Source organism: Janthinobacterium sp. AD80 (assembly GCF_002878455.1).
GTDB lineage: Bacteria > Pseudomonadota > Gammaproteobacteria > Burkholderiales > Burkholderiaceae_D > Janthinobacterium.
Window position 1 is genome coordinate 23,139 of sequence record NZ_NRDQ01000091.1, and the last position, 22,558, is coordinate 45,696.

Sequence of the window (22,558 nt, forward strand, 5' to 3'; positions counted from 1 at the left end):
ACAAGGAACGAGCATGAACGGATCGAACACGGGAGATAGCTCCCAGCTGATTCTGGCGCTGTCGAAGGGCCGCATTTTTGAAGACACCATGCCGTTGCTGGAAGCGGCCGGCATCCGTGTGCTGGAAAACCCGGATACCTCGCGCAAGCTGATTTTGGCCACCAACGATCCGAACGTGCGCGTCATCATCGTGCGCGCCAGCGACGTGCCGACCTATGTGCAGTACGGCGCGGCCGATTTCGGCGTGGCCGGCAAGGACGTGTTGCTGGAACACGGCGGCGAAGGCCTGTACCAGCCGATCGACCTGAATATCGCCGCCTGCCGCATGTCGGTGGCGGTGCAGGCCGGTTTTGACTACGAAAAAGCCGTGCACCAGGGCGCGCGCTTGCGCGTGGCCACCAAGTTCGTGCACACGGCGCGCGAGCATTTCGCCGCCAAGGGCGTGCACGTCGACCTGATCAAGCTGTATGGTTCGATGGAACTGGCGCCGCTGGTCGGCCTGTCCGACGCCATCGTCGACCTGGTCAGCACCGGCAGCACCCTGCGCGCCAACAACCTCGTCGAGGTTGAGCACATCATGGAAATCTCGTCGCGCCTGGTGGTCAACCAGGCGGCGTTAAAACTCAAGCGCGAGCGCCTGCAGCCGATCATCGAGGCGTTTGAACGCGCCTCGCAAACCGCCTCGCAAGCCTAGACATTCAGTAGCAGAAAGCCGATTATGCCGATACAGATACGCAAGCTCGATTCAAGCCAGGAAGGTTTCCAACAATCGCTCGACACGCTGCTGGCGTTCGAGGAGGGTACCGATGCGGCGATTGAAACGTCGGTCGCAAAAATCCTGGCCGATGTGAAGACGCGCGGCGATGCCGCCGTGCTGGAATACACCAACCGTTTTGACCGCATCCCGCATGGCGGCGCTGCGGAAATGGCAGCCTTCGATATTTCGCAGGCCGAATTGCAGGCGGCCCTGAACGGCTTGCCGTCGGCCCAGCGCGAGGCGCTGCAGATCGCCGCCCAGCGCATCCGCGCCTTCCACGAACGCCAGCGCGAGGAATTGCGCGGCTTCACCTACACCGAGCCCGATGGCACGGTGCTGGGGCAGAAGATCACGCCGCTGGACCGGGTCGGCATCTACGTTCCGGGCGGCAAGGCCGCGTATCCGTCGTCCGTGCTGATGAACGCCATTCCCGCGCACGTGGCGGGCGTGAGCGAGATCATCATGGTGGTGCCGACGCCCGATGGCGTGAAAAACCAGATGGTGCTGGCCGCCGCCGCCATCGCCGGCGTGACGCGTGTGATCACCATCGGCGGCGCGCAAGCCGTCGGCGCGCTGGCGTATGGCACGCAGAGCATCACCGCCGTGGACAAGATCGTCGGTCCGGGCAACGCCTACGTGGCCGCCGCCAAGCGCCGCGTGTTCGGCATCGTCGGCATCGACATGATTGCCGGACCATCCGAAATCCTGGTGCTGTGCGACGGCACCACGGACCCGGACTGGGTGGCGATGGACCTGTTTTCGCAGGCCGAGCACGACGAACTGGCGCAAGCCATTTTGCTGTGCCCGGACGCGGACTACATCGCGCAAGTCGAAGAGAGCATCGCCAAGCTGCTGCCGACGATGCCGCGCCAGGCCACCATCAGCACTTCGCTGGCCGACCGCGGTGCGCTGATCAAGGTGCGCAGCATGGAAGAGGCCTGCGAGATCGCCAATGCCATCGCTGCGGAACACCTGGAAATCTCGGCGGACAACCCGCAGCAGTGGGCCGAACAGATCCGCCACGCGGGCGCCATGTTCCTCGGTCGCTTCTCGTCCGAATCGCTGGGCGACTATTGCTGCGGTCCCAATCACGTGCTGCCGACCTCGCGCACGGCGCGCTTCTCGTCGCCGCTGGGCGTGTACGACTTCCAGAAGCGCTCGTCCATCATTCACGTCAGTGAAGCGGGCGCGCAAACCCTGGGCCGTGTCGCCGCCACGCTGGCGTACGGCGAAGGCTTGCAAGCGCACGCGCGCAGCGCGGAACTGCGTTTGAAGCCGCAGCCATGATGGCAGCGGCGGAGCGGCCGGACTGGGTCAACCGGGTGTATTGCGAAGACGCGCTGGCGGGGCTGGCGCGCATTCCCGATGGCTCGGTGGACCTGATCCTGACGGACCCGCCGTACAACCTGGGCAAGGATTACGGCAATGCCTCGGACCAGCAGTCGGTGGCCGACTACCTGCGCTGGACGGAACAGTGGATCGATGCGGCGCTGCCCAAGCTGAAAGCCAACGGCAGCCTGTACATTTTTCTGACCTGGCGCTATTCGCCGGAGATCTTCGTCATGCTGAAACAGCGCATGGCGATGATGAATGAAATCATCTGGGACCGCCGCGTGCCGTCCATGGGCGGCAGCGTGCGCAGCTTTTCATCGGTGCACGACACCATCGGCTTCTTCGTCAAGCGCAAGGATTACTACTTCGACCTTGACGCGGTGCGCATCGCCTACGACGCGGCCACCAAGAAAGCCCGTTCGCGTTCGATTTTCATCGGCGCCAAATGGCTGGAAGTGGGCTACAACCCGAAAGACTTGTGGAGCGTGTCGCGCCTGCACAAGGAACACCCGGAACGGGCCGACCACCCGACGCAAAAGCCGCTCGAAATCATCGAGCGCATGGTCAAGGCCTCGTGCCCGCCCGGCGGCGTGGTGCTCGACCTGTTCATGGGCAGCGGCACCACGGCGCTGGCGGCGAAGCGCTGCGGTCGCGACTTCGTCGGCTTTGAACTCAATCCCGACTACTGCGCCATTATCGAACAGCGATTGACGGCGCTGGCACAGGAGCTGGCCGAACCGGCCGCGCCGCAGGCGGAAAAGAAGGTCGCGGCCAAGCGCCGCACCGCGGCCAGCACCGCGCCGAAGGCCGCCAAGGCGGTGAGTAAAAAAACGCCCGCCGCAAAAAAGCCGCCGGCCGTGAAAAAAGCCCTGGCCCGCAAGGCGCGCAGCGCCGCCGTGCCGGAAGACGTCGTTATTTAGTCTCCATTTAATTCCCTCAGGAGTGTTTGCAGCATGTCTTTCCTCGATCAGTTAATCAGCAACACCGTGCGGCCCGATGTGCGGGCCGTCAACAGCTACCAGGTAGCCGATGCCAGCGGATATATCAAACTCGATGCGATGGAAAACCCGTATCCGCTGCCTCAGCATTTGCGCGACGCGCTGGGCGCGCGCCTGGCCAGTGTCGTGCTGAACCGCTACCCGCCGTCGTACGCCAGCCTGCAACACGCCATTTGCGCCAAACTCGGCGTGCCCGCCGGCTACGATGTCCTGCTGGGCAACGGTTCCGATGAACTGATCTCCATCCTGGCCATGGCCTGCGCCACGCAGCAGCCGGGCCAGCGCGCCGTGCTGCTGGCGCCCGTTCCCGCCTTCGTCATGTATGCGCGTTCGGCGCAGTTTGCCGGCATGGATTTCGTCGGCGTGCATTTGAAGAGTGACTTCAGCCTGGACATGCCGGCCATGCTGGCGGCCATCGAACAGCACCGCCCGGCGCTGGTCTTCCTCGCGTACCCGAACAACCCGACGGGCAACCTGTTTGCCAGCGCCGATATCGAGCGCATCCTCGCGGCGCTCGGCGACACGGGCATCGCCGTCGTCGATGAAGCGTATGAGCCGTTCGCGCAGCAAAGTTTCATGGGCCGCCTGCCCGAGTTCGAAAACCTGGTGGTGATGCGCACCGTGTCGAAACTGGGCCTGGCCGGCATCCGCCTCGGCTATATGTCGGCAGCACCCAAGCTGCTGGCGCAATTTGAAAAAGTGCGCCCGCCATACAACGTCAATGTGCTGACGCAGGCGGCGGCCGAATTCGCGCTTGAACACATCGATGTGCTCAATGCGCAGGCGGCCTTGCTCAACAGCGCGCGCGATGACCTGGCGCTGCGCCTGGCAGAGCTGCCTGGCGTGACCGTGTTTCCCTCGAAGGCAAATTTTCTTCTGATTCGTGTGGCTGATGCCGACGATGTTTGCGCCAAACTGCTTGCCCACAGGGTTTTAATTAAAAATATGAGTAAAATGCATGTTGCGCTGGCCAATTGCCTGCGCATCAGCGTCAGCACCCCGGAAGACAATTCCGTTTTTTACGATGCCTTCAAGGTATCCCTCGTTTAGCCAATCGCCAGAGCCTCCCATGACCCGCACCGCAGAAATCACGCGCAACACCAATGAGACGCAAGTTCGCGTCGCCCTCAACCTGGACGGTACCGGCCAGCAAAAGCTGAACACCGGCGTGCCCTTCCTCGACCATATGCTGGACCAGATCGCCCGCCACGGCTTGATCGACCTGGATATCGAAGCGACCGGCGACGTGCATATCGACAACCACCATACGGTGGAAGACGTGGGCATCACCCTGGGCATGGCCGTGGCCAAGGCCATCGGCGACAAGAAGGGCATCCGCCGCTACGGCCACGCCTATGTGCCGCTGGACGAGGCGCTGTCGCGCGTGGTGCTCGATTTCTCGGGCCGCCCGGGCATCGAATACCACATCCCGTTTACGCGCGCCATGATCGCCGGCTTCGACGTCGACCTGACCCTGGAATTTTTCCGCGGCTTCGTCAACCACGCGGGCGTGACCTTGCATATCGACAACTTGCGCGGCACGAATGCCCACCACCAGTGCGAAACCGTGTTCAAGGCCTTTGGCCGCGCGCTGCGCATGGCTGCCGAGCTCGACGAGCGCGCGGCCGGCATCATTCCGTCGACCAAGGGCAGCCTGTAAGCGCCCGCTATCCTGTAGATTCCGAGATCAAACATGAATAAAATTGTGGTGGTGGATTACGGCATGGGCAACCTGCGCTCGGTAGCGCAGGCCCTGCGTGCCGTGGCGCCGGAAGCCGATGTGCGTATTTCCGGCGCAGTGGCCGACATCGACAGCGCCGACCGCATCGTCCTGCCGGGCCAGGGCGCCATGCCCGACTGCATGCGCAGCCTGCGCGAATCGGGCGTGCTCGAAGCGCTGCTGCGCGCCGCCGACAGCAAGCCCGTGCTGGGCGTGTGCATCGGCGAGCAAATGCTGTTCGAACGCAGCGAAGAAGGCGATGCGGCCGGATTGGGCTTGCTGCCAGGCAAAGTCGTGCGCTTCCAGCTCGACGGCCAGGAGCAGGAAGACGGCTCGCGCTTCAAGGTGCCGCAAATGGGCTGGAACCAAGTGCGGCAAACGGCGTCCCATGCCATGTGGGCTGGCATCGCCGACAACGCTTATTTTTACTTTGTGCACAGCTATTTTGCTCAACCTCAAGTGGCGGCGCACACGGTCGGCGAGACTATCTATGGCGCACCGTTCGCGTGCGCCGTCGGCCGTGATAATATTTTCGCGACACAGTTTCACCCTGAGAAAAGCGCTGCCGCTGGCTTGCAGCTGTACAAGAACTTCGTTCATTGGCAACCTTGACCTTATCTTTCCGGCTTTTTTTCGCTCCTCACACTCACTCTAGACCACACTGACCATGCTGCTTATTCCCGCCATCGACCTGAAAGACGGTCACTGCGTACGCCTGAAACAAGGCGATATGGAACTTGCCACCGTATTTTCCGAAGACCCGGCCGACATGGCCCTCCATTGGCTCAAGCAAGGCGCGCGCCGGCTGCACCTGGTCGACCTGAATGGCGCTTTTGCGGGCAAGCCGAAGAACGAAGGCGCCGTCAAGGCCATCCTGAAGGCCGTGCAGGATTTCGCCGTGGAACACGACATCGAGGAAATCCCCGTGCAGCTGGGCGGCGGCATCCGCGACCTCGACACCATCGAGCGCTACCTGGACGCCGGCATCAGCTACATCATCATCGGCACGGCGGCCGTGAAAAGCCCCGGCTTCCTGCATGACGCCTGCAGCGCCTTCCCCGGCCACATCATCGTCGGCCTCGACGCCAAGGATGGCAAGGTGGCAACCGATGGCTGGAGCAAGATGTCCGGCCACGAAGTGATCGACCTGGCGAAAAAATTCGAAGCCTACGGCGTTGAGTCGATCATCTACACGGACATCGGCCGCGACGGCATGATGGGCGGCATCAATATCGAGGCCACCGTCAAGCTGGCGCAAGCCGTCAAAATCCCCGTCATCGCTTCGGGCGGCCTGCACAATATCGGCGACGTGGAAGCGCTGTGCGCGGTCCAGGCCGAAGGCATCGAAGGCGTGATCTGCGGCCGTTCCATCTATGAAGGCACGATCGACCTGGCGCAGGCGCAGGAACGCGCCGACGAACTGACCGACGCCGCCGTTTAAGCCAGCCCGGCCGGGAGCGTGCACGCGCACGTCCCGGCCTGGCGACAATCTGGAACTCATCATGCTTGCAAAACGTATCATCCCCTGCCTCGACGTGACCAATGGCCGCGTCGTCAAAGGCGTCAATTTCACGGAATTGCGCGACGCCGGCGACCCGGTGGAAATTGCCCGCCGCTATGACGAGCAGGGCGCCGATGAAATCACTTTCCTCGACATTACCGCGTCCAGCGACAACCGTGGCCTGATCTTCGACATCATCGAAGCCGTCGCCTCGCAAGTGTTCATTCCGCTGACGGTGGGCGGCGGCGTGCGCGTGGTGGAAGATGTGCGCCGGCTGCTCAACGCTGGCGCCGACAAGGTCAGCATCAATACCTCGGCCGTGACGAACCCGCAACTGGTGTACGAAGCGTCGCAAAAGCACGGCTCGCAATGCATCGTCGTGGCCATCGATGCCAAGCAGGTGTCGCCCGGCAAGTGGGAAGTGTTTACCCACGGCGGGCGCAATGCCACCGGCCTGGATGCGTTCGAGTGGGCGCGTAAAATGGAAAGCCTGGGCGCCGGAGAAATCTTGCTTACCAGCATGGACCGCGACGGCACCAAGGTGGGCTTCGACCTGGGCCTGACGCGCGGCGTGTCCGACGCCGTCAGCATTCCCGTGATCGCCTCGGGCGGCGTGGGCGGCTTGCAGGACCTGGTCGATGGCATCAAGGTGGGCCGCGCGGACGCCGTGCTGGCCGCCAGCATCTTCCACTATGGCCAGCACACGGTGCAGGAAGCCAAGCGTTTCATGGCGCAGCAGGGCATTCCCATGCGCCTGGCGTAAATAGCAGCAGTCAATATCAGCAGGATAGAAGAACATGCAAAACGCAACAATTGTATCGAGCAATGCCAAGTGGCTGAAAAAGGTCAAGTGGGACGAGCATGGCCTGGTGCCCGTGATCGCGCAGGAAGCGGGCAGCAATGACGTGCTGATGTTTGCCTGGATGAACCGCGACGCGCTGGCGCGCACGGTGGAGCTGGGCGAAGCCGTGTACTGGAGCCGTTCGCGCAAGAAGCTGTGGCACAAGGGCGAAGAGTCCGGCCACACGCAAAAGGTGCTGGAAATCCGCCTCGATTGCGACGAAGACGTGGTCTTGCTGAAAATCGAGCAGGCTGGCGGCATCGCCTGCCATACGGGCCGCCACTCGTGCTTCTTCCAGAAGTTTGAAGGCGACGAAAAAACCGGCGAATGGCAAGTCACCGATCCCGTGCTGAAAGACCCTGAGACGATTTACGCGGAAAGCAAGAACAAATGAGCGAAACCTTGAAACGCCTGGCCGCCGTGATCGAATCGCGCAAGCTGGCCAATGGCGGCGACCCTGCGACCTCGTACGTGGCGCGCCTGTTTGCCAAGGGCGATGATGCGATTTTGAAAAAAATCGGCGAGGAAGCGACGGAAACCGTGATGGCCGCCAAGGATGCGCGCCGCGACAACGACCCGTCGAAGGTGCTGTACGAGTGCGCCGACCTGTGGTTTCACTCGCTGGTGATGCTGGCGCAGTTCGACCTGACGCCGCAGCAGGTGCTCGACGAGCTGGCGCGCCGCGAAGGCCTGTCCGGACTGGAAGAGAAAGCCGCGCGCAAGGACGAGTTGCGCGACGCGGGCGAAGCGGATCAACACTGACTTATTGGAGTGGACGTGGATAACTGTATTTTCTGCAAGATTGCTGCAAAACAAATTCCTTCGACCATCGTGTATGAAGACGAGGACTTGCTGGCCTTCAACGACATCAATCCGGCCGCGCCCGTGCACCTGCTGTTGATCCCGAAACAGCACGTGGCCAGCCTGTCCGACTGCGACGACAGCTACACGCAAGTGCTGGGCAAGCTGCTGCGCCTGGCGCCAAAACTCGCTGCCGAGTTCGGTTGCGCCGTCCGCTACGACGCCGATGGCGTGCCGTCCGGTGGCTTCAAGACCATGATCAACAGCGGCCCGGACGGCGGGCAAGAGGTGTATCACCTGCACATGCACGTGTATGGCGGCCCGCGTCCCTGGCGCGGCCAGCACTGATTTCGCCGCGCGCCGGGTTCGCGTGTATACTACCGGCATTGGTTGACGCTATCGGGCACCGTCCCGCAAGGAGAATATGATGGGTTCATTGAGTATTTGGCACTGGCTGATCGTTCTGGTCATTGTGATGCTGGTCTTCGGCACCAAGAAACTGGGCAATATGGGCGGTGATATCGGCAAGGCCGTCAAAGGCTTCAAGGATGGCGTCAAGGGCGACGATGATGCGTCTGCCACCAACACCCCTCCTGCTGCGCCATCGCAAGTGGCCGACAAAAGCACCATCGACGTCGAGACGAAAGAGAAAAACAAGTCCTGATAGCGTGGCGGGGCGCTTGCCTCGTCCGGTAACAGCCTTGTCCGCTTATGATCGATCTCGGTCTCTCTAAAATCGCCATCATCGGCGTGGTTGCGTTGATAGTCATCGGCCCTGAAAAGCTGCCGAGAGTGGCGCGCATGGCCGGTACCCTGTATGGCCGCGCGCAGCGCTATCTGAACCAGGTGAAGTCCGAAGTCTCGCGTGAAATCGAGATGGAGGAGCTGAAAAACCTGCAGAAGGAAGTGCAGGATGCCGCCCAGTCCGTCAAGCAAAGCGTGGAGAAATCCATGCATGGCGTGGAAAACTCGATTTCCGGCAACCTGGCCGAGGTGGAAAACGCCTGGCGTGGCGACTCGACCTCGTATGCGGGTCACGACGACGGGCATGACGCCCACGAAGCCATGCTGCGCGCCACCAACGATGACCTGGCCCGCAAGGCACGCGAATTCCGCCGCAAAAAGCTGGTGCGCAACTCCGCCGTGCCTGGCTGGTACAAGCAGCGCCATGGCGGCAAGACGCACGTGCAGTCGGCGGCCGCCCGCGTGGCGCGCTTCCGTCCGCGCGCCAGTTCCTCCTCCTTTTACTCATGAGTAGCAAATCCCCGGTGGAAGAAACCTTTATCTCGCATCTGATCGAGCTGCGCAACCGCCTGGTGAAAGCCTCGATCGGCATCGCCGTCGTCTGCGCCATCCTGTTTTACTGGCCCGGTCCGTCGCAGATCTACGATTTCATCGCCGCACCGATGATCGCCTCGCTGCCGGCCGGCTCGAAAATGATCGCCACCGGCGTCATTTCGCCGTTCCTGGTGCCGATGAAAGTGACGTTGGTGATTGCCTTCATCGTTGCCTTGCCCTGGGTGCTGTACCAGATGTGGGCGTTCATCGCCCCCGGCCTGTACACGCATGAAAAGCGCCTGATCGCGCCGCTGGTCATTTCCTCGTCGCTGCTGTTCATGGCCGGCGTGGCCTTCTGCTATTTCTTTGTCTTTGGCCGCGTCTTCCACTTTATCAGCGATTTTTCGCCTTCCTCGATCGCGGTCACGCCGGATATCGAAAACTACCTCGACTTCGTCATGTCGATGTGCCTGGCCTTTGGCGCCACCTTCGAGGTGCCCGTCGTGGTGGTGATCCTCGTGCGCATGGGCCTGGTTTCCATCGCGAAACTCAAGGAAGTGCGCCCCTACATCATCGTCGGCGCCTTCGTCATCGCCGCCATCGTCACGCCGCCGGACGTGGTCAGCCAGTTCTCGCTGGCCATCCCCATGTGTTTGCTGTTCGAGCTGGGCCTGCTGGTGGCGCCGATCTTCGTCAAGGCCACGCAGGCGCCGGAAGAGGCGTCCTAGACGTCTGGCGGGCGCGCAAGCAAAAGCCGCTGGCCTCTTTCGGGAGCAGCGGCTTTTTCTTTGGGCAGTCGCTTGGTGAGTGCTTACTGCAGCATCAGTTTGCTGAGGATGCCCAGGTTGAGCAGGATCAGGGTGCTCATCATCCAGTACACGTGTTTCATGTCCGCCCCATGGCGCAAGTCCAGGCGTTCCAGGCGGGCATCGAATTTGTGCTCCGAGTGATCGAATCTGGCATCGAATTTCTGTTCCAGCGCATCGACCTTGGTATCGAATTTCTGTGCCAGTGCATCGACCCTGGTATCGAGTTTCTGTGCCAGTGCACCGACCCTGGTATCGAGTTTCTGTTCCAGTACATCGATCCGGGCATCGATTTTTTGTTCCAGCGCATCGACCCGGGTATCGACTTTCTGTTCCAGCGCATCGATCCTGGTATCGAATTTTTGTTCCAGTGCATTTACCCTCGTATCGAATGTCTGCTCCAGCGCATCTTTGCTGCCATCGAGTGTCCGCTCCAGCCCGTCGATCTTGAATTCCAGGGCGCCACACTTGGTGTCGACCTTGTGCGACACCAGCTTGATTTCCCCCAGCAGATTGCGCTCCAGCGCCGCCAGTTCGCCATGCACGACGACAGCCGAACCGAGCACATCGCCCAGGGCCGACGCATGCGCTTCCGCCTGCGGCATGGGCACGCCGGCCGAGGCGAGGCGTTTGGCGTAATCGAGGGTGTCGAACTGGATGGGCATATGCATGGACGCTCCTGATATCCAGCCTAGCAGGAAAATCGGCAATTGCCAGCGAGGAGTGCGGCGGCGCCTGCCTTCACAGCAGATTAGCGCTCACGGAGCGGGGTGGTTTGCGCTGGCGCAAACGCGCATGCGGAGCACAAAAAAAGGGCGCCGCAGCGCCCTTCCCATGGAAACAAAGCCGCTTAATTCATCAGTTCCTTGATGACTTTCACGGGGGCGCTGCCGTAGCTGAGGAATTGCTCATGGAAATCCTTCAGCACGAATTTGTTGCCCAGGGCTTGCTTGCGCTGTTCGCGCAAGTCCATGATTTCGCTGTAGCCACTGAAATAGCTGGTCAGTTGTACCGAGCTCAACTGCACACGGCGCCATTTTTCCGTTGCTTCGCGCTTGGTCTGGAAAGCCTGGCGCGTCAGCAGGTCGAGTGCCTGCGCTTCCGTCATGCCCAGCACGTGCACGCTGTAGTCGAGGATGGTGTTGGTGACGCTGCGCAAGTTCCACTTCGAGTACATCAGCCACATTTCCGGCGCGTTATTGCCATAGCCCGACTCGAGCATCATGCGCTCGCCATACACGGCCCAGCCTTCGATCATGGCGCCATTGCCGAAGATCGACTTGACCAAGGACGGCGACTTGTTGGCGTACACGAGCTGCGTGTAATGGCCGGGAATGGCTTCGTGGATATTCAGGATCTGCAAGATCCAGTGGTTGTATTCACGCAAGCTGCTTTCCGCCTGTTCCGGCGTTTCGCCATCGAGCGGCGTCACATTGTAATAGGTGCGGTCCTGCGGACGGTAAGGGCCCGGTGCTTCGATGCTGGCACCGGCCACGCCGCGCTGATAGGCCGGCGTTTCACGCACGACCAGGGGCTTTTTCGGATCCATGGTCAGCAGGTTGTGGCTGGTGACCCATTCCTGCAGCTCGGGAATCTGGCGACGGATTTCCGGCACGAAGTCGGCGGCGGCCACGTGGTTGCTCGACAGCTTGTCGATCACCATGCCGATCTTCGCCGTGCGGTCGGCCGGCTTGGCCGTGTTGCCCATGGTTTTCAGCCACAGTTCGTCGGACAGGCTATCCATGTGTTCAAGCAGCTTTTCACGCGCGGCCAGGGCTTTCTGGTACATCTGTTCGGCGCTCACGCTGGCCTGGATATCGTAGGCAAATTTCTGCTCGTACAAATCCTTGCCGATGCGGAAGGAGCGCGCATTGCCATTCTGCGCCAGCGCGGCATCCTGCTCCGTCAGCCAGGCGGCATAGCCTTGCACGGCCGTGCGGGCCGCAGTGACGCGGGCGTGGTACAGCTGCTTCTCGGTCGGCGTCAGGATCGACGCCTGCGCCGTCTTGTTCAGGTCGTCAAGCACGCTGAGCACGCCAGCGCTCTGGGCAATGGCCAGCTGCGTGTGTTCGCGTGTCGGGTTGACGATGCTGGCGCGCGCGGCCAAGTAATATTGCGGCACCGTGGCGATGCGCTTGAGCAAGGTGCGCAGGCGCTGCGGCTGCGCCGCGTATTCCGTGTTCAGGATGAAGTCGATGGTGCCGGCCACGTTGTACTGGGCGGGATTCCATTCGAACTCGCGGAAGGTGGTCAGATACCAGCGGTCCGACTGCAGTTTGTTGGTCAGCAGGGCCAGGTCGGTACGTTGTTTGTCCGACATTTTGCTCGCGTTCAGCTTGCCGAACTTGCCCAGCCATTCTTCGATAAACGCCAGTTGCTTCTGGCGGCTGGCCGCATCCGGGATGGTGAGGTTGGCGGCGCCGTCGTATTTGCCGGCGGCAATCGCGCTTTCCGGATCCAGGCGCCACAGGGCCGTGAGGAACTGGCCGCTGAGGTTATTCATCGAGCGGTCGCTGCTGGTCTCGTTCGCGGCGGCCGCGGCGGTGGCAGCCGTGGCGGCGGTGACGACGGCGGCTTTCTTGCCGACGCTTTTTTTCTTGCTGCTGCTGGTGCTTGCCTTGCCGTTCTTTTGCGGCTTCTTGGCGGCGCTGGCCGGTGTCAGCGTGAAGGCCATCATCAATGCGGCGAGCGCAACTTTATTTTTTATCAGCATAGTTCATCTCTTGAATATTTGGCTATTTGTTATTATCAGTAAACAAAAAACTGACAATATAGGCAACAAACAACTATTGAAAGGTTGGCTTTGCTTGCCAGGGCGGCCCAAAGATTAGCATTAATTGCCGCCGCTGCGCAGATTTTTGCGCTCGCGCCGCCCGGCTGCCTGGCCTAGACGACGATGGCGCTGCCGCCCAGCAGTTCCTGATGGCGCGCATTCAGGGCCGCCACGGCATCCTTGCCGCGTGCCATGCCGGTGGCGTGGATCTCGATGTCCTGCGTGTAGCGCTGGCTGACGCGCACCGTATACGACTGGAACAGCCAGCTCCAGAAGTTCGTTTCATAGACGGCTTCATCCATGTCGCGCCATTTGACGCCCATCAGTTTTTTTCTTCCACGGCAAGATGCCGGAGGCCAGCCACACGCCCGCCTCGTCGTAGTACAGCTGGTAGCTGCGGATGGTCAGCACGCGGTAGCCGACGATCAGCGCCGAACCGATCAGCACCACGAGGGCGGCGCGCGTGTTGTACTTGAAAGCCAGGGGCAGGGCGGCGAAAAACAGCAGCACGGCGATGATGAAGGTGCTGACGTAGGCGGTCCAGGATTTGCCGCACAAGAAGGTGGCGCGCTGGCCGGCGCTGGTGGCGATAAGGTCGGTCATGGCAGGGTATCAACACAGGGAAAAGAGATCATCGCATGGAACGCCGCTTGCCATTTATTTTTCAAGCTCATCGCTTCAAGCCCTCCTGCAGCATGCCCAGCATGTCGCCCGCAGACATGCGCGCGGCCGCGTCGCTGCCTTCCAGCAGACTGTCGGCCAGGTCGCGCTTGTGCTGGTGCAATTCAACGATGCCTTCCTCGATCGTGTGCCTGGCCACCAGGCGATAGATGGTGACGGGGCGCAACTGCCCCATGCGGTGGGCGCGGTCCGAGGCCTGGTCTTCCACGGCCGGATTCCACCACGGGTCCATGTGGATCACGTAATCGGCCGCCGTCAGGTTGATGCCCATGCCGCCCGCCTTCAGGCTGATCAGGAAGACATCGCCTTCGCCGGCCTGGAAGGCATCCACGCGGCGCTTGCGCTCCTGCATGGGTGTGGCGCCATCGAGGTACTGGTAGCGCACGCCATGCTGTTCCAGGTGCTGGCGGATCAAGGTCAGATGGTCGACGAACTGGCTGAAGACGAGCACCTTGTGGCGGTTTTCCAGCAAGCCCGACAGCAGTTGCGCGAAGGCCGCCAGCTTGCTGCTGGCCAGGCCCAGTTCCGGCGCCACCAGCTGCGGATTGCAGCAGGCGCGGCGCAGCTTCATGATTTCCGCCAGGATCTGGATGGCCTTTTTCGATGCCGGCCCTTCCACCATGGCCAGCTTTTCCAGCGCTTCGCGGCGCAGCGATTCGTACAGTGCCGTTTCCTGCGGCGACAATTCCACTTCCAGCACGATTTCCGTGCGCGATGGCAGTTCCGACAGCACTTGCGTCTTGGTCCGGCGCAAGATGAACGGCGCGATCAAACGCCGCAGCCGCAGGCGCGCACCGGCCGCCGCCCGTTTATCCTGGTCCTTCTCGATGGGACCGGCAAAGCGCAGGTTGAACTGGTCGAGCGTGCCCAGCAAACCGGGATTGATAAAACGGAACAGATTCCACAATTCGCCCAGGTGGTTTTCCAGCGGCGTGCCGCTGGCTACCATGCGGAAGTCGCCTTGCAGGCCCATCACGGCTTGCGAGCGCTTGGTGGCGCCATTCTTGATCGCCTGCGCTTCGTCCAGGACGATCGTATGCCAGTGCACGCCGGCAAACATGGCCGCTTCCTGCTGCAGCAAGCCATAGCTGGCCACCACCACGTCGAACGGTTGCAGGGTCTCCAGCATGCCGGCGCGGTCGCCCGAGCCGAACAGTTTGATGTTCAAGGTGGGGGCGAAGCGCTGCGCTTCGCTGATCCAGTTCATGCACACGGACGTGGGGGCGACGACCAGGGTAGGGCCATTGGGCGCGCGCGCCAGGATCAGTGCCAGCGCCTGCAATGTCTTGCCGAGTCCCATGTCGTCGGCCAGGCAGGCGCCCACGCCCCAGTGCGCCAGACGCGCCAGCCAGTTGAAGCCGGCCAGCTGGTAGTCGCGCAGGTCCGCCTGCAAGGTGCTGGGCAGCTGCGGCTGATAGTCGTCGAGGGCGCGCAGGCGCAGCAAGTGTTCGCGCCACAATTTGTCGGCGTTGACGCCGCCCGCATCGTTGGCCAGCTCTTCCAGCGCAAACGCGGCCAGGGGGTGGATGTGCACGCCATCGGCATGCGCTTCGCCATACGCGGCCAGCTCCGACAGGCGGCGGTGCAATTCGTCGCTGAGCGCCAGGAACTGGTTGTCACCCAGGGCCACGAAGCGGCTTTTATTGTTCTGCATCAAGTCGAGCAGGGCGCGCAAATCCATCACCTTGTCTTCGTCGATCTGTACTTCGCCGCTGGCGGCAAACCAGTCTTTTTCGCTCTTGATGTTCAGGCGCATCTGGCCGCTGTCGATGCGTTTCGACACGCGCATGGTTTCGCCTTCGGGCCACGCCAGGACCATGCCGGCGGGATCGAGCGCCTGCAATTCCACCAGCAGTTGCAGGCCCAGCGCTGGCTGGCCCAGCAGCCATTCGCCATGCTCTTCTTCCGCCTCTTCCAGCACCAGGCATTGTCCGATCAGCTGGCGCTGCGCTTCGCGTTCCGCGTTCAGGTCGCGCCGCGCCTGCACGGCCCGGCCCGCCACATCGGCAAACACGCTTTCGGCGCCGCTGCCGGGCGCGTAATAGGCGCCGTTGTCGAGCAGCGGGCGCACCAAAATCTGCATTTTCAGGCCTTGCTGATACGGCAGCAGGTGCACGTGCAGGCGGTGATCGGCCGTGATGCTTTCCGCGTCGCCGGCGCCGCCGCCGATGTCCGATTGCACGGTCACCATCGAGGAGATGGCGCCGATCGCCTGCATCACCTGTTTTTCCGCATGCAGCGGCACGGACAGGCCCAGGCCGACGATGGCGCCGATGCGCCGGTGCTCGTCGAGGATGTGCACTACGCGCAGGCGCGTCGGCGTCTCGCGCTGCACCACCACGTTGCTGCCACTGTCGGGCAGCGGCGGCTGCATGCCCAGCCACAACTGCCCTTCGTGCGACTTGATCAGCAGCTCGGGCGCGCCGGCGATCAGTTCCACGCGCGTGTCGGGATGGTCGAGCCAGAACACCAGCGGGTGGCCCACCAGCAGCACGGCCGCTTTGTCGAGCTCGATTTCATAGCGTGGCGCGGATGAATAATATTGCTTGAACGGTGCGATGCTGCCGGCCGCGCGCGCATCCTGCGGCGTGAGGAAATCGATGTCGCCCGCCTCTTCGGCCAGGCGTTTGAGGCCCATGGCGCGGCCCTTGCTCCAGCCGCCACGGGCATCGCGTTTCTGCTCGCGCACCTCCACGGCCGTGAGGCCAAAGCGCGGGTCGAACGCCACCAGCCACACCAGGCGCGAAACGCTGCCGACGGCTTCGGCGGGCGCGTTCTGCTGCAGGTTGATCAGCGCGCTCAGCTGGCGCTGCCACGCTTCCTGGCGCTCGAACCACGGCGCCATGTCCGTCAAGCCGTGCCTGGCCCGCCTGGCCGTGGCATAGCGCTCCTGTTCCGGCTCGCTCATCAGGCCCAGCAGGCCGGCCGCCTGCGCCGCGATCAGCTCGTAGCCAGCCGCGTCCGCCTGCTGCACCAGCAGGCGCAGCTGGGGCTTGCGTTCGGCCAGTTGCGGCAACGCAAGCCAGTAATACAGCAAGGCCTGGAACAGCTGTGCCTGCAAGCCGGTCTCCCAGTTGCGTGTGGGAATCGCGTCGGCTTGCAGCACGCCGGCGCGCACCAGGCGCAAGGTATTGAGCTGATGGTAGACGATGCTGTCGTGGTTGGGCTGCGCATGCAGGGCGATATCGAGGTAGCTTTCCGCGTTTTTCAGCAGCTTGGCGTCGTTGCCGCGCAGCAGGGCCAGCATATATAAATGGCCGCCGATGCCGGTGAAGCACAGCTTGCGCTTGCCCGCCTCCTTGCGCAGCCCTTTCAAGGCCGTTTCAAAGCCCGCCACGGCGCGCGCATGTTCGCCGCGCAACAGGGCGATGCTGCTGTCGACAAACAGCGCCTGCGGCCCCTGCTGGCCTGCCAGGTAGCGCGCGGCCATGTCGAGCTCGCCGCACAGCAGGGCATCTTCGGCCAGGGCCAGCGGCAGGGCGGCGCCGATATGGTCGCCGGCCGCCGCCTGGCGCGTGTGATGTTCGCGCGCGTAGGCGCGGATGGCGTGCGCCGTGCCTGGCTCGCGCGGGGCATTGCCCAGCAGCACGGCGAGTATGTCATCCTGCAATTGCGGCATGACGAAGGACAACATTTCCGGTTCGAATGGACGGCCGAAAATCTCGATCAGCGGATGCAGCTGCTGCGCTTCATAGCAGGCCATGCAGGCGGCCAGGATGGCAGCCTCGTGGCGTACCTCGTCATTGCGCAGCAGGGCGATGCGCAGGCGCGCCACGCCTTGCCGGTAGCTGCGCAATTCCACATAGCCATCCCAGTTGCGGCGCACGGGATTGATGGTTTCGATGGCCTGGCACAGGTCGCGGAACGCCAGGTGCTCGATGGCCGCGCGCATGGCGGGCCAGCGCAGCTTCGCTTCGCAGGCATAGCCGCGCCCGACGATTTCCGACGCCAGCGCCAGGCGCGCCAGCCGCTGCAGCATGCCCGTGACGGCAGCCAGGGTAAATGGCGTGCCGTCCGGCTCGACCACGTTGGCGCGCTGCAAGTGTTCATACACGGCATGCTTGCCCACCGGTTCGCCCGTGATGGCCAGCAAGGCCAGGATCATTTGCTCGTGCCGCTCCAGGGCCGCGAACTCGTCCAGCAAATGCTGGTCTACAGTCTGTTCGGTCATGCAGGCAGATTATCGATATGCACGGGCGGCTCGCCGGCCGCCACGGGCAGGCCGAACACGCGCTGGTAGAAATACAGTTCCGCGTCCAGCGTGCGCACGATGTTTTCCGCCTTGCGGAAGCCGTGTCCCTCGCCTTCGAGCGGCACGTAGGCCACCGGCACGCCGCGCGCCTGCAGCGCGTCGACCATCAGCTGCGACTGCTGCGGCGGCACCACCTTGTCGTCGAGGCCCTGGAAGAAGATCATGGGGCGCGACAGCTTATCCGTGTGGTGGATGGGCGAACGCTCGCGGTACAGGGCCTCGGCTTGCGGCTGCGAGGCGATCAGGTAGTCGGTGTAGCGCGATTCGAACTTGTGCGAATCGTTGTCCAGGCCCTGAAGGTCGGACACGCCATAGTAGCTGGCGCCCGCCTTGAAGACGTCGTGGAAGGTCAGGGCGCACAGGGTCGTCAGGCCGCCGGCGCTGCCGCCGCGGATGATCAGGCGCTCGGGGTCGGCCAGGCCGTTGGCGGCCAGGTAGCGCGCGCCGGCGATGCAGTCTTCCACGTCGACAATGCCCCACTGGCCGCGCAGCGCGTCGCGGTATTCGCGGCCGAAGCCGCTGCTGCCGCCATAGTTGACGTCGAGCACGCCGATGCCGCGGCTGGTCCAGTACTGCGTCGCCAGTTTCAAGGTATTGCTGGCCATGCTGGTGGGGCCGCCATGGCTGATGACGATGACGGGCGGTAACGTTCCTGCCGGCGCCTGCACGTCGGTGTTGTGCGGCGCATAGAAGAAGGCGTGGGCCGTGCGGCCATTGCTGCTGCTAAAACTCAGGCTGCGCGGCACGGACAGATAGCCCAGCGCCGGCAGGGCCGTGATCGATTGCGCCAGCACTTCCAGCTCATGGTTAGCCAGATCGATGCGCGCCAGTTCCAGCGCGATGGTGGGGCTGCCGCCCAGCAGCGCGACGAAGCCGGGTCCCACGCGCAGTTCGCGGATTTCCTGGTATGGATGGGGTATCGGTTCCAGCTTGGCCGCCGCCACGTTCAATTGCGCCAGGTAGCTGATGCCGGCCTGGATATATGTGCAGACGATCTCGTCATCGGAAAGAAAACCGTACATGCTGCCGCCGAAGGTCCAGTGCGGCGTGGCAAATTCCGCTTCCATCGGGCACAGCGCCTCGATCTCGCCGGCGTGCAATCGATACAAATTCCACCAGCCGCTGCTGTCGGAGACAAAATGCAGCAAGCCATTGGGCGACCATTCCGGCTGGCAAATCGACTCGCGCATGCCACCGGCGATCAGGCGGGGCGAACCGAGGCTGCCATCGGCCTGCACGTCGGCCAGCCACAGTTCCGTGCCTTGCCACGGCAGGCGCGGGTGATCCCAGCTGATCCAGGCCAGTTGGCTGCCATCCGGCGACAGGCGCGGCGCCGCATAGAAGTCGTGGCCGCGCGCCAGCACCGTTTCACTGCCGTCGAACGCCACGGCGGACAGGCTGTTTTCCGGCTGCGCATGGCCCTCGTGCGGATGCTGCTCGCGCACGGCGATCAGGCGCGCGCGCGCCGCATCGATGACGAAGTCCGCATGGCGCGTGTTGCCGCCCGTGCTGAAGGCTTCCGGCGCGCCATCGCCGGCGATGCGGTACAGGCGGTTGTCGGCGAAATGCGAGAACACGATGCTGTCGCCGGCAACGGCATACGCGCCGCCGCCGTATTCATGCACGCGCGTGCGCACATTGAACGGCGCCGGCGTCAGTTCATCGACGCGCGCGCCGCGCTGGCGCAGCAGGGTGTTGCGGCCCGCTTCGCTGGCGCGGCCCGCCAGCCAGTACACGTCATCGCCAGCGGCGCCGCCCAGGGCCAGCTGCGTCAGCGGCGAGGCGCCGGCGGCGACGATGGCCGCGCTGATCGGCGAGGGCCAGGTGCCGTAAGGGGCGGTGAGGGCGGATGGACTGGATGCGGTCGATGTCATGCGGGCTCCGTATGGTGGTGGGATCGGGGCCGCCAGGCAGGGTCAGGGCGCGCGGCGGTGTCCGTCATCATAATGGAAGGGCAGGCACAACGAAAGCGGTGGCGCGCGCGGCAAATGCTGCAAAGCGGCACCGGAATCAATGAAATGGCGGCGATTGGATGCGATAATACCGCTTCTCCAAGCTATTGATTGCCTTCCATGCCACAATTTGCTCCGCTCCAGAATGACACTTTCCTGCGCGCCCTGCTGCGCCAGCCGACCGAGCACACGCCTGTCTGGCTGATGCGCCAGGCCGGCCGCTACCTGCCCGAGTACCGCGCCACGCGCGAGCGGGCCGGCTCCTTCCTGGGCCTGGCAAAGAATCCCGACTACGCCACGGAAGTCACCTTGCAGCCGCTGGAACGCTTTCCGCTCGACGCGGCGATCCTGTTTTCCGACATCCTGACGGTGCCCGACGCCATGGGCCTGGGCCTGTATTTCGCCGATGGCGAAGGACCGAAGTTCGAGCGCCCGCTGCGCACGGAGCAGGACGTCAAGGCCCTGCAAGTGCCGGACCTGGACTCGCTTGACTATGTGTTCAAGGCCGTCACGCAGATCCGCACGGAACTCAACGGTCGCGTGCCGCTGATCGGTTTTTCCGGCAGCCCGTGGACCCTGGCCTGCTACATGGTGGAAGGCGGCGGCTCGAAAGAGTTCCATACCATCAAGAAGATGCTGTACAGCCGTCCGGACCTGATGCACCACATCCTGGCCATCAACGCCACCTCCGTGGCGCAATACCTGAACGCGCAAATCGATGCTGGCGCGCAAGCCGTGATGATTTTCGATTCCTGGGGCGGTGCGCTGGCCGATGGCGCCTACCAGGAATTCTCGCTGGCCTACATGCAGCAGGTGGTGGCGCAGCTGAAACGCGACAAGGACGGCGTGAAGATCCCGGCTATCGTGTTTACCAAGGGCGGCGGCCAGTGGATCGAGCAGATCGCCGACATCGGCGCTGATGCCGTGGGCCTGGACTGGACCGTCAACCTGACGCGCGCGCGCCAGCTGGTCGGACATAAAGTGGGCTTGCAGGGCAATCTCGACCCCGCCATCCTGTTCGCCAGCCCCGAGCAGATCCGCGCTGAAGTGGCGAAAGTGCTCAACGCCTTCGGTGCGCCATCGGCCGGCACGGGCCACGTGTTCAACCTGGGCCACGGTATTTCCCAGTTCACGCCGCCGGAATCGGTGTCAGCGATGGTGGAAGCGGTGCACAGCATGAGCCGCGCCATGCGCAGCGGCCAGTAATACCGCGTCCTTCCCCTGATCGGGGACGCACAAGGCAGGCTTTCCCACGGAAGCCTGCCTTTTTTCATGGCTGCCGCATAGCAGGAAAGACCGACTTATGCACAATTTTTTTTGCTGCGGAAATAATAGGCAGTGAATACGCCTTGCCCGGGGAGTCTATGCAAGTATTTGATTATTAAGAACTAAAAATTTCATTTCCGCATGGACTTCAGGCTTGCGGACAAGGTTATGCTTGCCTTTGGACGGCTTATCAGTTCATTGTCCACAAAGTTATCAACAGATTCTGTGGATAAAATTGAAAAGTATTTTGTTAACCGGTACTTAGCGCAGATGTGCAGGTTTCACGCGAAGTGTATGTTGCAGCGCATGATATTTAAACAATTTTCAGGCGCCGGTGGCGCGTTGACCAGGCGCTTGCCCGACAACAGCGTAGTTTGCCCGGGCGTAGCCAGAAAGACATTGATTTGAGTCATACAAATTGTGTCTATTCTTGTGTAAAAAAAGCATGAACAGCTCAGTTATGCACAGACGCGTGGAAAGTGTCCCGCTTTTCGCCGTCCCGGGCAGGGATTTTCAAGTCATTGATTTTAAATAGTTTAATTTTCTTGCGTGCCCCCCTTGACGGCGCTCAAAATTTTCTGTCCACATTATTCTTGACGTTAATTTTGTTTTGTCCACAAAGTTATCCACAGACATCTTTCACAGGCAGCGGCATTCTTTGCCTGGGTAAAGAAGCGCATATTTTCCTGTAGACAAACACTAGTTCCCTGCGTACACTCGCGCATTGCAAAGAAAGCAATTTTATAGTTTTTGCATAGTGGCAAGACGTTTGACCTTGCCTGGATGACATCCCACGGCGCGGAGGTACGGTGAAGGACGAGAACGCATTCAGCGTGCAGTTGACGAGCGATACCGCCGACGCTGCCATGGTCTGCGGGATCCGCCTGCTGCTGGCCGTGTTTGCCGTACTCATCTGCGTATTCAACCCGGGCGGCGACACCCGCCTGAGCGGCGTGGCCACCGTCGTCTGCGGCGCGTATGCCCTGCACAGCGCGGCCCTGTTCGCCGTCATGCTGATCCGCCTGTCCAGCATGCCCGGCAAGGCCATCTACTGGTACGACGTGGCCTGGTTCGGCCTGATCGTGTATTACAGCGGCAGCAGCAACGGCTATGTCTTCCTGCTGTTCTTTTTCGCCATCCTGGCCGCTTCGTTCCAGTTCGGCTTTCGCGAAGGCGCGCGCGTGACCCTGCTGTCGGCCGCCGCGCTGATGCTTGTCGCCCTGCTGGCCGAGACGCCGGAACAGCGCTGGCACTTGCTGTGGTGTACCAGCTTCCTGCTGGCGCTGGGCCACCTGATCGCCTACTGGGGCGGCATGGGCTTGCAGCAGAAGCGCCGCCTGGCCCTGCTGCGCGACGTCAGCCGCCTGTCCAATCCCCGTTTCGGCGTCAACCATTCGCTGTCGTCCGTGATGGAAAAGAACCGGGTGTTCTTCCGTGCCAGCAGCTGCATCCTAGTGCTGCAGGATGGCGATTCCGAGAAATGGCTGCTGCGCACGGCGACGGCGGCCAATGCGGGCATGGCCATCGCGCCCGTGCGCCTGAGCGCCAGCGCCATGCCGGCCCTGCTGGCCTTCGCGCCCGACCAGAGCGTGCTGCATGC

Annotated in this window: 21 protein-coding genes and 1 pseudogene; 16 read left to right on the forward strand and 6 right to left on the reverse strand. The window is 62.5% G+C overall.

Annotated features, from left to right (window positions below; all coding sequences use genetic code 11):
- Positions 1 to 13 precede the first annotated feature (13 nt).
- From hisG to tatC, 14 genes are all read left to right on the forward strand, one after another.
- On the forward strand, positions 14 to 694 hold the full coding sequence (gene hisG / locus JaAD80_RS18040; protein WP_102296043.1) for an ATP phosphoribosyltransferase: 681 nt from the start codon (positions 14 to 16) through the stop codon (positions 692 to 694).
- Between the two features lie 24 nt (positions 695 to 718).
- A complete protein-coding gene (hisD, locus tag JaAD80_RS18045; RefSeq protein WP_102296045.1) occupies positions 719 to 2,044 on the forward strand; it encodes a histidinol dehydrogenase in 1,326 nt (441 codons plus the stop codon).
- Positions 2,041 to 3,009 carry a site-specific DNA-methyltransferase gene (locus JaAD80_RS18050; protein WP_308410621.1) on the forward strand — a complete coding sequence of 323 codons (969 nt, stop codon included), beginning with the start codon at positions 2,041 to 2,043 and terminating at the stop codon, positions 3,007 to 3,009. The genes hisD and JaAD80_RS18050 overlap by 4 nt, the downstream gene beginning before the upstream one ends.
- A gap of 33 nt (positions 3,010 to 3,042) precedes the next feature.
- The gene (gene hisC, locus JaAD80_RS18055; protein ID WP_102296047.1) at positions 3,043 to 4,137 is read left to right on the forward strand and encodes a histidinol-phosphate transaminase; all 1,095 of its coding nucleotides are present in this window, start codon (positions 3,043 to 3,045) and stop codon (positions 4,135 to 4,137) included.
- A gap of 19 nt (positions 4,138 to 4,156) precedes the next feature.
- Positions 4,157 to 4,747 carry an imidazoleglycerol-phosphate dehydratase HisB gene (gene hisB, locus JaAD80_RS18060; protein ID WP_092801522.1) on the forward strand — a complete coding sequence of 197 codons (591 nt, stop codon included), beginning with the start codon at positions 4,157 to 4,159 and terminating at the stop codon, positions 4,745 to 4,747.
- Between the two features lie 33 nt (positions 4,748 to 4,780).
- On the forward strand, positions 4,781 to 5,419 hold the full coding sequence (gene hisH / locus JaAD80_RS18065; RefSeq protein ID WP_102296048.1) for an imidazole glycerol phosphate synthase subunit HisH: 639 nt from the start codon (positions 4,781 to 4,783) through the stop codon (positions 5,417 to 5,419).
- Positions 5,420 to 5,474: 55 nt separating this feature from the next.
- Positions 5,475 to 6,248: a 1-(5-phosphoribosyl)-5-[(5-phosphoribosylamino)methylideneamino]imidazole-4-carboxamide isomerase gene (gene hisA / locus JaAD80_RS18070; RefSeq protein ID WP_102296050.1), complete on the forward strand. Its 774-nt coding sequence runs from the start codon at positions 5,475 to 5,477 to the stop codon at positions 6,246 to 6,248.
- Between the two features lie 61 nt (positions 6,249 to 6,309).
- A complete protein-coding gene (hisF, locus tag JaAD80_RS18075) occupies positions 6,310 to 7,071 on the forward strand; it encodes an imidazole glycerol phosphate synthase subunit HisF (RefSeq protein WP_102296052.1) in 762 nt (253 codons plus the stop codon).
- A gap of 34 nt (positions 7,072 to 7,105) precedes the next feature.
- Positions 7,106 to 7,543: a phosphoribosyl-AMP cyclohydrolase gene (gene hisI, locus JaAD80_RS18080; protein WP_102296054.1), complete on the forward strand. Its 438-nt coding sequence runs from the start codon at positions 7,106 to 7,108 to the stop codon at positions 7,541 to 7,543.
- Entirely contained in the window at positions 7,540 to 7,911 is a 372-nt protein-coding gene (locus tag JaAD80_RS18085) for a phosphoribosyl-ATP diphosphatase (protein WP_102296056.1), read from the forward strand. Before hisI ends, JaAD80_RS18085 begins: the two co-directional genes overlap by 4 nt.
- Positions 7,912 to 7,926: 15 nt before the next feature.
- Positions 7,927 to 8,298, forward strand: coding sequence for a histidine triad nucleotide-binding protein (locus tag JaAD80_RS18090; RefSeq protein ID WP_102296058.1), 372 nt, complete (start codon positions 7,927 to 7,929; stop codon positions 8,296 to 8,298).
- Between the two features lie 79 nt (positions 8,299 to 8,377).
- Positions 8,378 to 8,614, forward strand: a complete 237-nt coding sequence (tatA, locus tag JaAD80_RS18095) for a Sec-independent protein translocase subunit TatA (protein WP_102296059.1) — start codon at positions 8,378 to 8,380, stop codon at positions 8,612 to 8,614.
- A gap of 47 nt (positions 8,615 to 8,661) precedes the next feature.
- A complete protein-coding gene (gene tatB, locus JaAD80_RS18100) occupies positions 8,662 to 9,204 on the forward strand; it encodes a Sec-independent protein translocase protein TatB (protein ID WP_102296061.1) in 543 nt (180 codons plus the stop codon).
- Positions 9,201 to 9,956, forward strand: a complete 756-nt coding sequence (gene tatC, locus JaAD80_RS18105) for a twin-arginine translocase subunit TatC (RefSeq protein WP_102296062.1) — start codon at positions 9,201 to 9,203, stop codon at positions 9,954 to 9,956. Before tatB ends, tatC begins: the two co-directional genes overlap by 4 nt.
- An 83-nt stretch (positions 9,957 to 10,039) precedes the next feature.
- Here tatC and JaAD80_RS18110 read toward each other — a convergent pair whose 3' ends face one another.
- The 6 genes from JaAD80_RS18110 to JaAD80_RS18130 all read right to left on the reverse strand — a co-directional run bounded on the left by JaAD80_RS18110 (position 10,040) and on the right by JaAD80_RS18130 (position 19,614).
- Complete coding sequence (locus tag JaAD80_RS18110; protein ID WP_102296064.1) at positions 10,040 to 10,705, reverse strand: hypothetical protein; 666 nt, start codon at positions 10,703 to 10,705, stop codon at positions 10,040 to 10,042.
- A gap of 179 nt (positions 10,706 to 10,884) precedes the next feature.
- The gene (locus JaAD80_RS18115; RefSeq protein WP_102296076.1) at positions 10,885 to 12,744 is read right to left on the reverse strand and encodes a DUF885 domain-containing protein; all 1,860 of its coding nucleotides are present in this window, start codon (positions 12,742 to 12,744) and stop codon (positions 10,885 to 10,887) included.
- 176 nt (positions 12,745 to 12,920) lie between these two features.
- Positions 12,921 to 13,109: a hypothetical protein gene (locus JaAD80_RS31565; RefSeq protein WP_258003070.1), complete on the reverse strand. Its 189-nt coding sequence runs from the start codon at positions 13,107 to 13,109 to the stop codon at positions 12,921 to 12,923.
- Positions 13,102 to 13,410: a hypothetical protein gene (locus JaAD80_RS31570; RefSeq protein ID WP_258003071.1), complete on the reverse strand. Its 309-nt coding sequence runs from the start codon at positions 13,408 to 13,410 to the stop codon at positions 13,102 to 13,104. Before JaAD80_RS31570 ends, JaAD80_RS31565 begins: the two co-directional genes overlap by 8 nt.
- A gap of 67 nt (positions 13,411 to 13,477) precedes the next feature.
- Positions 13,478 to 17,659 (reverse strand): DEAD/DEAH box helicase, encoded by a 4,182-nt coding sequence (locus tag JaAD80_RS18125; RefSeq protein WP_102296065.1) that lies wholly within the window; start codon positions 17,657 to 17,659, stop codon positions 13,478 to 13,480.
- Positions 17,656 to 19,614 carry a prolyl oligopeptidase family serine peptidase gene (locus JaAD80_RS18130; RefSeq protein ID WP_102296067.1) on the reverse strand — a complete coding sequence of 653 codons (1,959 nt, stop codon included), beginning with the start codon at positions 19,612 to 19,614 and terminating at the stop codon, positions 17,656 to 17,658. The genes JaAD80_RS18125 and JaAD80_RS18130 overlap by 4 nt, the downstream gene beginning before the upstream one ends.
- A 198-nt stretch (positions 19,615 to 19,812) precedes the next feature.
- Here JaAD80_RS18130 and hemE point away from each other — a divergent pair, with 198 nt between their 5' ends.
- Together hemE and JaAD80_RS18145 are read left to right on the forward strand one after the other, a co-directional pair.
- Positions 19,813 to 20,898 (forward strand): uroporphyrinogen decarboxylase, encoded by a 1,086-nt coding sequence (gene hemE / locus JaAD80_RS18135; RefSeq protein ID WP_102296068.1) that lies wholly within the window; start codon positions 19,813 to 19,815, stop codon positions 20,896 to 20,898.
- 869 nt (positions 20,899 to 21,767) lie between these two features.
- Positions 21,768 to 22,558: pseudogene (locus JaAD80_RS18145) on the forward strand (histidine kinase); the annotation flags it as partial.